14 protein-coding genes are annotated in these 13,213 nt (G+C 61.4%); 5 read left to right on the top strand and 9 right to left on the bottom strand.

The window, feature by feature from the left end:
- Window position 1: 1 nt before the first annotated feature.
- Window positions 2-544, bottom strand: a complete 543-nt coding sequence (locus BTN45_RS02495) for a GNAT family N-acetyltransferase (RefSeq protein ID WP_022555811.1) — start codon at window positions 542-544, stop codon at window positions 2-4.
- A 96-nt stretch (window positions 545-640) separates the two neighbouring features.
- Between BTN45_RS02495 and BTN45_RS02490 the strand changes: the two genes are divergently transcribed.
- Window positions 641-1,528 carry a LysR family transcriptional regulator gene (locus BTN45_RS02490; RefSeq protein WP_153776729.1) on the top strand — a complete coding sequence of 296 codons (888 nt, stop codon included), beginning with the start codon at window positions 641-643 and terminating at the stop codon, window positions 1,526-1,528.
- Between the two features lie 227 nt (window positions 1,529-1,755).
- On the opposite strand, the gene BTN45_RS02485 is transcribed toward BTN45_RS02490, so the two are convergent.
- Window positions 1,756-4,104, bottom strand: coding sequence for a methyl-accepting chemotaxis protein (locus tag BTN45_RS02485; protein ID WP_034495901.1), 2,349 nt, complete (start codon window positions 4,102-4,104; stop codon window positions 1,756-1,758).
- 166 nt (window positions 4,105-4,270) lie between these two features.
- Window positions 4,271-5,152: a branched-chain amino acid aminotransferase gene (locus BTN45_RS02480; RefSeq protein ID WP_004440555.1), complete on the bottom strand. Its 882-nt coding sequence runs from the start codon at window positions 5,150-5,152 to the stop codon at window positions 4,271-4,273.
- 338 nt (window positions 5,153-5,490) lie between these two features.
- On the opposite strand from BTN45_RS02480, the gene tam reads away from it, so the two are divergent.
- Entirely contained in the window at window positions 5,491-6,261 is a 771-nt protein-coding gene (gene tam / locus BTN45_RS02475; protein ID WP_004440553.1) for a trans-aconitate 2-methyltransferase, read from the top strand.
- A gap of 250 nt (window positions 6,262-6,511) precedes the next feature.
- Here the strand turns inward: tam and BTN45_RS02470 are convergent, their stop codons facing one another.
- Complete coding sequence (locus BTN45_RS02470; RefSeq protein ID WP_207588813.1) at window positions 6,512-6,880, bottom strand: VOC family protein; 369 nt, start codon at window positions 6,878-6,880, stop codon at window positions 6,512-6,514.
- A gap of 48 nt (window positions 6,881-6,928) precedes the next feature.
- Entirely contained in the window at window positions 6,929-7,636 is a 708-nt protein-coding gene (locus BTN45_RS02465; protein WP_060942517.1) for a YafY family protein, read from the bottom strand.
- A gap of 187 nt (window positions 7,637-7,823) precedes the next feature.
- Here BTN45_RS02465 and BTN45_RS02460 point away from each other — a divergent pair, with 187 nt between their 5' ends.
- On the top strand, window positions 7,824-8,747 hold the full coding sequence (locus tag BTN45_RS02460) for a bestrophin family protein (protein ID WP_207588810.1): 924 nt from the start codon (window positions 7,824-7,826) through the stop codon (window positions 8,745-8,747).
- A gap of 109 nt (window positions 8,748-8,856) precedes the next feature.
- Window positions 8,857-9,684 (top strand): aldo/keto reductase, encoded by an 828-nt coding sequence (locus tag BTN45_RS02455; RefSeq protein ID WP_207588808.1) that lies wholly within the window; start codon window positions 8,857-8,859, stop codon window positions 9,682-9,684.
- A gap of 25 nt (window positions 9,685-9,709) precedes the next feature.
- Here BTN45_RS02455 and BTN45_RS02450 read toward each other — a convergent pair whose 3' ends face one another.
- The 3 genes from BTN45_RS02450 to BTN45_RS02440 all read right to left on the bottom strand — a co-directional run bounded on the left by BTN45_RS02450 (window position 9,710) and on the right by BTN45_RS02440 (window position 12,180).
- The gene (locus BTN45_RS02450) at window positions 9,710-10,321 is read right to left on the bottom strand and encodes a LysE family translocator (RefSeq protein ID WP_207588806.1); all 612 of its coding nucleotides are present in this window, start codon (window positions 10,319-10,321) and stop codon (window positions 9,710-9,712) included.
- Window positions 10,322-10,508: 187 nt separating this feature from the next.
- Entirely contained in the window at window positions 10,509-11,351 is an 843-nt protein-coding gene (locus BTN45_RS02445) for an AraC family transcriptional regulator (RefSeq protein ID WP_207588804.1), read from the bottom strand.
- Window positions 11,352-11,421: 70 nt separating this feature from the next.
- The gene (locus tag BTN45_RS02440; RefSeq protein WP_207588802.1) at window positions 11,422-12,180 is read right to left on the bottom strand and encodes an SDR family oxidoreductase; all 759 of its coding nucleotides are present in this window, start codon (window positions 12,178-12,180) and stop codon (window positions 11,422-11,424) included.
- Between the two features lie 103 nt (window positions 12,181-12,283).
- Between BTN45_RS02440 and BTN45_RS02435 the strand changes: the two genes are divergently transcribed.
- Window positions 12,284-12,715, top strand: coding sequence for a helix-turn-helix domain-containing protein (locus BTN45_RS02435; protein ID WP_006700031.1), 432 nt, complete (start codon window positions 12,284-12,286; stop codon window positions 12,713-12,715).
- Window positions 12,716-12,721: 6 nt separating this feature from the next.
- Here BTN45_RS02435 and BTN45_RS02430 read toward each other — a convergent pair whose 3' ends face one another.
- Window positions 12,722-13,114 carry a hypothetical protein gene (locus BTN45_RS02430; protein WP_045532513.1) on the bottom strand — a complete coding sequence of 131 codons (393 nt, stop codon included), beginning with the start codon at window positions 13,112-13,114 and terminating at the stop codon, window positions 12,722-12,724.
- Window positions 13,115-13,213 lie beyond the last annotated feature (99 nt).

Raw genomic sequence — 13,213 nt, 5'->3', positions numbered from 1 at the left:
GTCAAAAACGCGGCGTGGTATCGCCTTCGCCCAGTGCGCGCTGCATCAGCACCGTGTCCAGCCATTGACCGTGTTTCCAGCCGATGGATTTGAAGGTTCCGACGTGCTCGAAACCGGCGGCGCGATGCACGCCGACCGAAGCCGCATTTGCGCTGTCACCGATGACGGCGATCATCTGCCGGAAGCCGCGCACGGTCGCCTCCTTGATGAGCGCGTCGAGCAGCTTGCGGCCAATACCCATGCCTTTCATCGAAGGGTCGATGTAAACGGAATCCTCAACCGTCGCGCCATAGGCCGGGCGGGCGCGATAAGCCCCGGCATAGGCATATCCCGCCACCTTGCCGTCACGCTCAGCGACGAGATAGGGGAAATTGCCCTCCACCAGAAGGCGGCGGCGCTCAGCCATCGTTTCCGCCGTTGGCGGATCGATCTCGAAGCTGGCGCGGCCATGCAAAACGGCGTCCCGGTAAATTTCGGTAATGGCTGGGATATCCGCCTCTTCACAGGGGCGGATCAGAAGGCTGGAAACGGTGGAAAGGGTCATTCTCTTGTCCTGCGGATCATTCACGCCGTCATTGTGCATTGCGGCGCAGCCAAAATAAAGATTATCTGACTTATACAATCGATAAGGTTTTCTTTGATGATGGATCTCGACCTTCGGCAAGTGCGAAGTTTCATGGATGTGGCCGATCTCGGCAGCTTTTCCGCCGCCGCCGACAAGGCCGGAGTGACGCAGCCGGCCATCAGCCTGCACATAAGGCTGCTTGAAAAACAGCTGGGCGTGCGGCTGATCGAGAGGGTAGGCAGGCGCGCCCAGCCGACGGCGGCGGGCCGCGACTTCCTCATTCATGCAAGGCGGATTGCAGAAGAGGTGGCGCACGCCATCGATACGGTCGCGCCGCATCGCAGCGGGGTGACGGGACGCCTGCGCATCGGCACGGGCGCCACCGCCTGCATCTATCTCCTGCCGCCGGTTCTGGGGCGTATTCGCGCAGCCATGCCCGGCATCGAGATCGTGGTGCAGACGGGCAATACCCACGATATCCTGCGGCTTCTGGAGGCCAACACGATCGACGCCGCCGTGGTGGCCCTGCCCGCCAGCGGCCGCAGCCTCGATATCAGCGATATCCATTTCGATGAGCTGGTCGCCGTCTTCCCGAAAGATATGATCGCGGACACAGGGCTGCTCACCGCAGATGTGCTCTCGACCAAGCCGCTGTTGCTCTACGAGGGCGGCAATACGCGCAGGCTGGTGGATCAATGGTTCGCTGCAAGCGGTCGTGCCGTGCAGCCGACGATGGAACTCGGCAGCGTGGAAGCCATCAAGAAACTTGCAGGCGCCGGGCTTGGCCTTGCCATCGTTCCACGCATGGCAGTGGAACAGGACGCCACTCCATCGGGGCTGCAATGGCGCTCACTCAATCCGCCGCTCGAACGCCGGATCGCTCTCGCGATGCGGCGCGACAAACACATGACTGCGCCGCTGCGGGCGCTTGCCGCAGCACTGCCGGATGTGCGGAAAAGGTGAAGTCCGCGCCGGTTGCGAGGGCCGGCTTCGACCTGTTGACGACATGGAACCGTACTCTCTCATCCGTCATGCCGGACTGGATCCGGCATCCAGCCACGGCGCGTCTGCGCCGTGAAGAGAGTTTTTCGCGATCAAGGACTTGATCGCGCTGGACCCCGGATCCAGTCCGGGGTGACGGAGCCCATAACCAAGCCTCCACCCACACATTCGGTCCACGAGTTTCGTTCTCAGAACTCCGTCCAGTCGTCACCCTTCACGGCCAGTGCCGCATTGCCACGTGCAGCGATCGGGCGGGCTTTCGGGGCGGAGGTGACCGGCGCAGGGGCCGGGCTTGCAGCGCGCTGCATCTGTCTCGCCGTCTCCCGCAGGGCCGAGGTCTGGTGGCCGAGCTGGAACTGCGCCAGCAGCGCCTGGAGGTTGGCGCATTCCTGTGCGAGCCCCGCACCGGCCGCATTCATTTCCTCGACCATGGCGGCATTCTGCTGCGTGGCCTGATCCATGTGGTTGACGGCGGTGTTGACCTCGGAAAGGCCGGCCGACTGTTCCTGCGCCGCCGTGGCGATGGCGTCCATGTGGCTGTTGACGGAGAGCACCAGCTGCTCGATCTCGGAAAGCCCGACGCCGGTATCGGCCACCAGCTTCACGCCTTCGCCCACCGCAACGGCTGACGTATTGATGAGCTGCTTGATTTCCTTGGCCGCATTGGCCGAGCGCTGCGCCAGTTCGCGCACCTCCTGTGCAACGACGGCAAAGCCCTTGCCGGCATCGCCCGCCCTCGCCGCTTCAACGCCGGCATTCAGCGCCAGAAGGTTGGTCTGGAAGGCGATCTCATCGATCACGCCGATGATCTGACCGATCTGACGCGAGGAATGTTCGATGCGTTCCATGGCGGCAACGGCATCGCGCACCACCTTGCCGGAAAGATCGGCCTTCGTCCGCGCTTCCCGTACCGTGTCGCGCGCTTCGCCGGCGCGTTTGGACGTGGCGGACACGTTGGCGGTGATCTCTTCCAGCGCGGCGGCTGTCTCTTCCAGGGAGGCGGCCTGCTGTTCGGTGCGGCGGGAAAGATCGTCGGATGCCGACGACACCTCGTGTGCGCCGCCATTCACCGTTTGCACGGACTGGCCGACGCTGGTCAGCGCTTCGCGAAGCTGGTGCACGGAGCTGTTGAAATCGTGCCGTAGCGCCTCGAACTGCGGCGCGAATGGCGTGGCGATCTCGCAGAGCATATCGCCCGAGGCGAGGCGGCGCAGGCCTCCTGCCAGCGAACCCGTCGCCTGGTTGAGCCGTGCTTCGGCTTCGGCCTCGGCACGCTGCTGCAGCTCGATGCGGTCGCGTTCGGCCTGTTCCCGGTTTGCGACGGCATCCGCCTCCAGCTGCCGATTGCGGATGGCGGCCTCACGGAAAACTTCCACGGCCCGGGCCATCTCGCCGATCTCGTCACCGCGTTTTGCGCCAGCGATATCGATTGCGAGATTGCCGCCCGACAGTGCCATCATGGCATTGGTCAGCCGGCTGATCGGCCGGGTGACGCGGCCGACGATGACGGCGAGCGAGACAATGCAGAGGGCGAGCGTGACCACGAAGACCGCGAGAAAGATCACCGCATCGGTGAAGGCTTCCTGTTTCGCCTTCTCGGCGTTGGCATCCAGCACGTCCATGGCGGCAGAAGCGATCTTGGCAATCGTGCCGAGATTTTCCGTGACGGTGGTGCGCCAGCTATCCATGGTAAAGGACGGCGTGCGGCCATTGTTCAGATCTTCGATGAGCTTGGTTCGCTGGGCGTTGAAATCGCCCTTGAAATAGGTCTTGTCCGCAGTGGCGTAGATGTCCTTGAGCGATTGCGGCGCCGATTCATGCGCCACGAGATCGCCCGTTGCTTTCCACGCGAAAGCCGCGCCGGCATCGAAGGCGCCGAGCTGCTGCATTTCCTGGGCGGTAAGAGGACGGTTCTGCGCCACAGCAGCGTTGAGGACAACGGTGGCGCTGCCACCAAGCGCGCGGGCGGACCAGCCGTAGGATCGCAGCTGAATGAGGCCTGTCTGGCCCTGATCCAGCGAACGGACGGCGCCTTCCAGCGCAGTCGAGCCGGCTTCGAGAGACGCAAGGAAATCGGCGCCCAGCGTCATCACGGTCTTGTCGAGGCCGTTTTCGCGCCGATCAAGCGGCTGGGAAATATTGGCGTCCACCTTCTTTCGCAGGTCGACGAACTGTGCGTAGACATCGCTCACGCGCTTGAGCGGCCCCTGGAGCTTCGCATCTGCAATCGACGGAGACTGCGCGATAAAGGCCGTCATGGCGGCATCCACCTTCTGACGCGCCGCCTGCACGCTGGCGACGCTGCCCGCGGATTTCGAAGGATCGACGGTGAGCGCGGTGGCGCTGTCGCCACGCTCACTGCGGAAATTCAGAAGCGCGTTGAAGAGAAGCTTGTCGAGCGCGACAAGCTGCGCAACCTCAGAAAAGGCGCTGGCACGATTGACCGAGCGCCAGGCTTCGTTGCCGACCAAACCGGCAAGTGCAAGGCTGATGGTGAGAAAAAAACCTACAAGTACATTTCGAATGCTGAAAGACATCTGGCGGCCCCCGCTGCCCGGAAGTGAAGATGTCGCAAGCTACAATTCTGTTTTCTAAAATTGGATTAAATTACCCCCTGTTTTCAGGGTTTTTTTGCATCGCAAAAAAATGGCCATGACCGAACGAATGTCTGTCATGGCCGTTTCACGCGAATAGATGCAGAATTCAGACGTCTGCGCCGAGACGTGCCCATTCCATGTAAAGATCAAGCGCCTTGCGGGCGACCGGGCCGGCCTGCAGCTCGCGGTCGTCGAGCTTCACGACAGGCGAAACCTTGGAATAGTTGCCGGAGCAGAAGATTTCGTCGGCCTCACGGAAATCCTCAACCGAAAGCGTCGCTTCCCGCACGTCAAAACCGGCCTGGCGCAGAAGACCGATCACGCGTGAACGGGTGATGCCGGCAAGGAAGGTACGGTTCGGGACCGGCGTGAGAACGACGCCGTCCTTGACCATGAAGATGTTGGCGGAGGCTGATTCCGCGACATTGCCGTTCATGTCCCGCATCAGGGCGTTGTCGAAACCGCGTGAGCGCGCTTCCAGAATCGCGCGGCCGCTATTCGGATAAAGGCTGCCTGCCTTCGCGTCCGTCATTGCCGTTTCCGGCGAGGGGCGGCGCAGCGGCGAGACGGTGAGCGTCAGCGGCTTGCCGGCGTCCATCGGCGCTTCAAAAAGGCAGAGCGCAAACCGGGTGGAACTGGCATCCGGTGCAACGACGCTGCCGGGCATGCCGTGTTCGGCCCAGTACATAGGCTTGATGTAGATCGCCATCTTGCCGTCGAATTTCTTCACGCCTTCGAGCGCCAGGGCCTCGATTTCCTCGGCGGTCATGGTCGGCTTCATGCCCATGTTGACGGCAGAGCGATTGACGCGCTGGCAGTGCAGATCAAGATCAGGCGCGACGCCATCGAACCAGCGTGCACCATCGAATACCGTAGAGGCCAGCCACATGGCATGCGAGGTTGGCCCGATGAGCGGCGGATTGCCAGGCAGCCATTGACCGTCAACATAGGTCCAGGTGGTTGATCGGGGTGCGGTATCGACGCTCATGATGGTCTCCTGTCTCGAGCGTTTCCGTTCGGTAAAAAACGCTCCGTCTTTTTGTTCTGATGCATTGCCGGATGAGGAACGCTGTGCGCGCGCAACCTGGCATGTGCGGGAAATCGGCCGGAGTGAATGCCTCTCCCTCAATGAGGTCAAGTTTTAATTGCCGCGATTTCTGATTTTGATGGAAAATAACAAAGCAGCGGCCCCGGCAGGATGTTTTATGAGGCGAAACAAAAGGTTGGTGAATAGATTCATCACAATAATTCATCGATTGAATGATGGCGGGGCGATTTCGCCCATGCGATGCTGACGATCTGACGGCAGTCCGCAGGAGAAAAATCATGGCATGGTCCGCACAGCAATATCTGAAATTCGAAGACGAGCGGACGCGCCCGGCGCGGGATCTCCTGGCCCAGGTGCCGCTGGAGCGGGTGCTGAACGGCTATGACCTCGGTTGCGGTCCCGGCAATTCGACCGAGCTTCTGACCGACCGTTACGGCGTCAATGTCATCACCGGTATTGATAGCGATGATGATATGCTGGCGAAGGCAGCAGACCGGCTGCCGACCACCCGCTTCGGCAAGGCCGACCTCGCGCATTGGAAACCTGCGCAGAAGGCAGACCTGCTTTACGCCAATGCCGTTTTCCAGTGGGTGCCGGATCATCTCGCCATTCTTTCGCAGCTGATGGACCAGCTGGAAAGCGGCGGCGTTCTGGCCGTGCAGATGCCTGACAATCTGCAGGAGCCGACGCATATCGCGATGCATGAGACAGGTGACGAAGGCCCATGGAAGCAGACTTTTTCCGATGGCCGGTTGCGGCGCAAACCCCTGCCCGCACCTTCGGATTATTTCAACGCGCTTTCACCGAAATCCGTGCGGGTGGATGTGTGGCACACGATCTATAATCACCCGATGAAAGATGCGGATAGCATCGTCGAATGGGTGAAGGGCACGGGGCTGCGCCCCTATCTCGCCGCCGCCGGCGAGGAGAACCGCGAAGCCTTCCTCGCCGACTATACGCGGCGTATCAGGGAGGCCTATCCGCCGATGGCGGATGGCCGGTTGCTTCTGCGGTTTCCCCGCCTTTTTGTCGTGGCGGTCAAGACGTAGGGCATCAGATGCGACGTGCGATTGTCACACGCGGACGCCTCCCCACCGCCCTCATTCCTGTGCCTGTCCCAGGAATCCAGCCAGCCCAAGTCCTTGGGCTGACAGGGCTCTCCCCGCCGCGCAGACGCGCGTCGACTGGATTCCTGTGACAAGCACAGGGATGAGGAGAGTGCGGAGCAGGAGCGTGCGGAATACCGCGTGCATGGACGAGGATGGCTTTATTTGACCAACCCGGCCAAACCGCTTGTCATCAGCTCGCAAAGGCATAGACCCGGAGGCGATGGCTGTCCGGGTCGGCGGCCGTGAAGGTATAACCGAACTCCATTTTCGCTGGCTGCTGCAGCATGGCGACGCCTCTTGCCTTCCAGCTCGCGAAAGTCTCTTCCACCTGAAGGTCGTTTTCGACGCGGAAGGCGAGTTCGACGCCGCCGCCCGTAACGGATGCCTTCGGTTCCACCGTGTGCCGCGACCAGAGGCCGAGCTTCATGCCGTTGGCAAGGACGAAGAGGGAAAATGTCGGGGAGGCTTCGACGGGATCGACGCCCAGCAGGGCCTTGTAGAACTCGGTGCTGGCCTGCTGATTATCGACGTAAAGAATGGTGAAATCGGGGTGGGTCATGGTTGTTCTCCTGTGTTGCGGATGAACGGTTTCTAGACCCCGATGCTGTCAGTTTTTGTCAGCATGTTGCCGCCGCCGCTGTTTTTCCCGTTCGCGCCATTCTTTCAGCAGCACCTGGCGGCGGCGCGGATAACGGCCGTCGAGGGGACGAAAGCTTTCGATGCGGTCAGCCCGGAAACTGCGGTAGTCCTGCCGTGTCTCGCACCAGCCCAGCACCACCCGCACCAGATCGAAAAAAGCGAGTGCGAAAGGCCAGATAACCCGCTCCGTCACGTCCCCCTTTTCGTCGCGATAGGTGATGACGACCCTGCTTTCCCTGCGAATCGTATCGCGAATGGCCGCCAGATCGACATGGATGGCCGCAAGCCCCTGCCCCGGACCGACAAGCAGGGTGGAATGATCGAGTTCCTCCCGCAGGGCTTCGGGCAGAACGGCGCCGATCTTGACGAGTGCGGCGCGCGCAGCCTCCGCCAATCCGGCATCGGCGCGGCCCGCCACCCAGCGCGAGCCGAGCACCAGCGCCTCGATTTCGTGCTGGGAAAACATCAACGGCGGCAGCAGGAAACCGGGACGCAGCACATAACCCACGCCCGCTTCGCCCTCGATATCGGCGCCCTGCGCCTGAAGCGTTGCTATATCACGGTAGAGCGTGCGCAGGCTGACGCCGGTCTTCGCGGCAAGGGCTGCACCACTCACCGGCATGCGGTGGGAACGAAGAATCTGCAACAGATCAAGAAGCCGTTGTGAACGTGACACGCGACATTTCCTTCCACCCCGCACGGTCGGATCATCTATTGACGATGCCCGCGATAGACGCGTAGCGCTGCCAGCGGCCGTGCGCAACCACGCAAAAAAGGGTGGACAAGGCCGCGTAGCCAGCATGTAGATAAGGGTAGGGATTTTCACGCGCCCCCACCCGCCACAGGCATTTCGAGTTTCCACCATGATCGTTCGTCCAAAACCGAACCTGCTGCAGCTTTTCCTCATCGTGCGCGGCTCCATCATCGTCCGCATCTTTCCGCAGGTGCTTGCGGTTTTCCTGCTGTCGACGCTGGTGGTCTGGGCGCACAAGGATCGCCCGGATCTGGTGCCGGCGCTAAATGGAGCGCCGTTCTCGCTGCTCGGCATCGCGCTTTCGGTGTTTCTCGGTTTTCGCGCCAATGCCTGTTACGATCGCTGGTGGGAAGCCCGCAAGCAGTGGGGCGCGCTGATTACCGTGGCCCGCACGCTCTCGCGCCAGACCGTGATGCTGGAAGGCCGGCAGGATGTGGCCGATCCCGTCACCCGCAGACGGATCACCGATCTTGTCATCGCCTTCTGTCACGCGCTGGTCTCACATCTGCGTCCGGCGAATGCGACGGTCACCACCGACCTCATTCCGGAGGACCTTTCGCAGACCTATGCCCGCAGCCGCAACAGGCCGGACATGCTGCTGCGCGAAATCTCCGGCGCCATCGTCTCCGCTCATGGCAAAGGCCAGATCAGCGATATACAGTTGCAGATGCTGGATGCGACCGTGCAGCAGATGGGCGCCGCACAGGCTTCGTGCGAGCGCATTCGCCACACGCCGGTTCCTTTCGGTTATTCGCTGCTGCTGCACCGGACCGCGCATCTTTTCTGCCTTCTCCTGCCGTTCGGTTTCACCGATCTGCTCGGCTGGGCGACGCCTTTCACGAGTACGTTGATCGCCTATACGTTTTTCGGCCTCGATGCGCTGTCCGACGAGCTGGAGGACCCCTTCGGCACCGGCCTCAACGCGCTGCCGATCAATGCCCTTGCCACCACAATCGAGATCAATCTGCGCGAGGCGATCGGCGATACCGACCTGCCGGCCGATCCGCGTCCGGTGGATTACGTGCTGATGTGACTGGCGTCGCCGGGTTGAAACCGATCGTGCGGATACCAGTTAATGAAAGACGGCTTCCCTGCCCGGCGTCCCGCGCCGGCCATGTTTCAGCAAACAGGAGAGACATCCCATGTATGACGTCAGCGCAAATGGCGCGAACATTCCCGCCCTCGGTTTCGGCACCTTCCGCATTCCGGAAGACGATGTCAGGCGCATTCTGCCGGAGGCGCTGAAGCTCGGTTTCCGCCATGTCGATACCGCGCAGATCTACAAGAACGAAGGGGCCGTGGGCGAAGTCATCGCCAAGTCGGGCATTTCCCGGCACGATATATTCCTGACCACAAAGGTCTGGGTGGACCGCTATCGCCACGACGATTTTCTCGCTTCCCTTGATGAGAGTCTTGCAAAGCTGAAGACCGACTATGTTGACCTTTTGCTGCTGCACTGGCCAAAGAGCGATGTGCCGCTTGCCGAGCGCATGGGCGCGCTGAACGCGGTGCGCAAGGCCGGAAAGGCGCGCAATATCGGCATTTCCAACTTTAACGTGGCGCTGACCGAAGAGGCGGTGAAACTGTCCGACACGCCGCTTGCCACCAACCAGATCGAATATCACCCCTATCTCGACCAGACGAAGGTGATTGCGGCTGCGCGCAAGCACGGCATGTCGGTGACAGCCTATTACCTGATGGCCGACGGCAAGGTGCCGAACGACCCTGTTCTGAAGGATATCGGCGCGAAACACGGCAAGACCGCCGCGCAGGTAGCCCTTCGCTGGGCGGTGCAGCAACCGGATATCGTGGCGCTTTCCAAGACGGCGACGGAAAGCCGCCTCAAGGAGAATTTCGATATTTTCGATTTTGCGCTCTCGGAAGAAGAAATGCAGGCAATCCATGCGCTGGCAAAGCCAAATGGCCGCATTGTCAGCCCCGGCCACCTCGCGCCCGACTGGGACAACTGAGGCGACGGGGCCGTTTGGTCCCCCCTTATCGCTCGGTCAAGGCCAGCTTCGCCCCCAGCGCCACGAATGCGGCGGCGAAGCTGCGTCTCAGCCAGGCGAGGACCGCCGGGCGTGACACCACCTGCCACCGGACCGAGGCGGCAAAACAGCCGTAAAGCGCAAAGACCAGAAACGTCATAGCCATGAAGATCAGCCCGAGATCGACCATGCGCCATGTCGGCAAAGCTTCATCCGGCGCGATGAACTGCGGCAGGAAGGCAAAAAAGAAGATCGACAGTTTAGGATTCAGCAAATTGATGAGGATCGCCTCACCGATGACGCGGGCGGCTTTTTGCGGCTGCCTCGTCTCATCGATCTTCAGCGCGCCATTCTCCTGCAGCGTGTTCCACGCCATGTAGAGCAGATAGGCGACCCCCAGATATTTGACCACGCTAAAGGCCAGCGCACTGGTGTGCAGGATGGCGGCAAGACCGGTGATGGCGGCGAGCAGATGCGGCACGGTACCGAGCGTGCAGCCGAAGGCCGCAATGACGCTCGCCCGCGCCCCCTGCGAAAGGCCGGCAGCCAGCGTGTATACCACGCCGGTGCCCGGAGAGGCGGCAACGATGAAGGATGTGATGAGGAATTCGGGTGTCATGGTGGGTCTCTCCTGTGGGTGAAGGGCAGGAGCATGAGGGTGCGTAGGATCGTTGTCTTGGATGAAATTGCAGGGCCAAATCCGCACACCGTCACCCCGGCCCCCGAGCCGGGATCCAGCGTGGTCAAGTCCTTGACCACGAAAGACTTCTTTCACGGCGCGGGCGCGCCATGGCTGGATGCCGGATCTAGTCCGGCATGACGACGGAAGAGAGCGACGATCCGCCGCCCGTCGCCGCCCGGTAAACCGCCGGCGTCACCCCGAACTGGCGCAAGAATACCCGGTTCAGATGGCTCTGGTCGGCAAAACCGGCAAGGAAGGCAACCTCGGCCGGCGGCGTATCTCCGGCCAGCGCGTGCCGGGCCAGATGGACGCGCCGCTGGAGAAGATAGCTGTGCGGCGTCAGGCCGGTTGCTTTTGCGAAGGCGCGCAGGAAACGGAATTGGCTCATGCCGGCTTCCGCGGCCAGATCGGCAAGGCGGAACGGGTGGGCAGGGTCGTCATCGATGCTGCTTTTCGCGCGCCTGATGGTGTCGGGCGAGGTCACCACGGGCGGTTTAGCCGCCGTCTCCATCGCAGCCGCCAGAAGCATCAGCAAGGTCTCGTCGCTGTGCAGGGTTTCGCCCGGTCGTTCATTTGCAGTGACGGCGGAAAAGACAGCGTTGAACCGCTCCGCCAGAGGCCTTGCATCAACAGGATAGGCGAATTCGAAAAAGCCGCGATCCTTCTCACAGACATCGGCAATGACATCGCGCACGATATCGATGTCGAGATAGAGCATCCGCCAGGCGCGGCCGCCCTCCCCGAGCGGGATACCGTCATGTATCTCGCCGGGATTGACGGTGATGACCTGACCGGAGGCCGCTTCCACCATGCCACGGCCGGAAAGCGATTTCTGTGCGCCGCGTTCGATGACGCCGATACCGAATTGATCATGCATATGGCGTGGAAAAGAACGATCGCTATCCGCCACTACGGCGACGACACCGGGCATGCTGGTTTTCGGCATCAGGAACCGGCCTTGGGCCATGAAAGCGCGCACTCCTCAGATAGGAGCGCGACGCTATCACAGGATGTCCCCATGCGACAGACGTTGCCGCTCAAGGATGCATATGGTTGATCATGGCGAAGACCTGATCGAAATTTCCGTTCTGCGCGGCAAACCGCAGCGGCTTGCAGCGTTCCACCACCACTTCCTTCTCGTCCGGACGATTTTCGAGGATATCCATGACCTCGGCAATGAAGGCATCAAGCGGCATGGCTCTTTCATCCTTCGCCTGCCCCTCACCCATCAGCGTCGTCTGCACGTAAGGCGGCACGATTTCGATGACTTCCACCGGCGTCTCTTCAAGCTGCTCGCGCAGAGCGACCGAATAGGCATGAATGGCGGATTTGGTGGCGCTGTAGGTGGGGGTCAGCACCATCGGCACGAAGGCGAGGCCGGAGGAGACCGTCAGCACCGTCGCAGCGGGTTGCTTGAGGAAATGCGGCAAAAGCGCCGCCGTCAGGCGGATGGGTGCAAGAAGATTGGTGGCGATGGTTTCTTCGGCCGTGTCCAGATAATCCGGGGCTGCGGCGATGTCTTCCGGCCGCATGATGCCGGCATTGTTGATAACGGCGTTGAGAGTGGGATGGGCCTCTACGACAGCCTCTGCGAAAGCGCGGATGCCTGCCGCGTCCGTCGCATCCATCACCATCGAGGCCATGCCGGGATTGGCGGCCGTCGCCTCGTCGAGCACGGCCTTGCGCCGGCCGGAAATGATGACCCTGTTGCCGGCCTTGTGAAAGGCCTCCGCCAGAGCACGACCGATGCCGGAACCGCCGCCGGTGATGAGAATGGTATTGCCAGAGATTTTCATGGGAACATCCTTTGCTTGTTGGCTGAAAGGAAGTTAGCTATGATACTCTCCAATCGAAAGTAGGCACCCAAAAGATTTATACTTACCAAATGGAGAGTGTAAGATGAAGCGGCATGCAGCCGACCCGGCCATCGAGAACCGGCGCAAGGTTCCGCCACCGACGGATACAGATCCGGCAATAGAGGCGCTGGTTCAGGACATCATTGCCAAGGTGGCCGACAAATGGACGATGCTCATTCTCGAAGTGCTGGAAGAGCACGGCACGCTGCGCTTTACGCAGATTGGCAAACATGTGGGCAATATCAGCCAGAAGATGCTGACGAAGACGCTGCGGCAGATGGAAAGCGACGGGCTGGTGCGCCGCACGGTGCATCCCGTCATTCCCCCACATGTGGATTATGGCCTGACGAACCTTGGCCGCACGCTGGGCAGCGCTTTTTGCGGGGTGTGGATATGGGCGGAAACGCACCATGCCGAAATAGAAGAGGCGCGGCGCCTGTTCAACGAACAGCCGCCACGCCCCGCGATGGAATAGTCCGGCTCAGGCGAACTGGCTGAGGCCCGGGACCGAGGCGATCACCTGATCGACGGTTTCATCGCCGGCATGCTGGCGGGCAGCGGCGATGGTTTCCTTGGCGAGGGTGGAAATCTCGCTCATGCCAAGGCCCTGGCTCATCAGCTGCTGGCCAAGCCCCATGATGCCGCCGCCGCCGATGGCGCTCATCAGGCCACCGAGCAGACCGCCGCCGCCGGCACCTTCGCCATTATACTGCGCCACCAGCTCGCTCGCGCCGGGAATGGCTTCGATCATCCGCGCGATCGGGCCGTCGGCAGCCTCGCGCTGGAGAAAACCGAGAATCATGCCAATGGCCTTTTCAGCCAGTTCAGGGTCGATCCCCGCCTTTGCGGCGATCTGATCCACGACTTCGTTCATTCTTGCCTCCTGTTGAAAAACGACGTCAACTTCTACGAACTGACGTTAACGTCAACGTAAAACAATCTCATGTGGCATTCAAGCGGCCATGAGCGGTGC

It is taken from the genome of Rhizobium sp. ZX09, from assembly GCF_017357485.1.
In the GTDB taxonomy this organism is placed as follows: Bacteria; Pseudomonadota; Alphaproteobacteria; order Rhizobiales; family Rhizobiaceae; genus Agrobacterium; species Agrobacterium pusense.
Note: the sequence above shows the minus strand (reverse complement) of the source record. Positions and strands in the feature narration are given on the sequence as shown.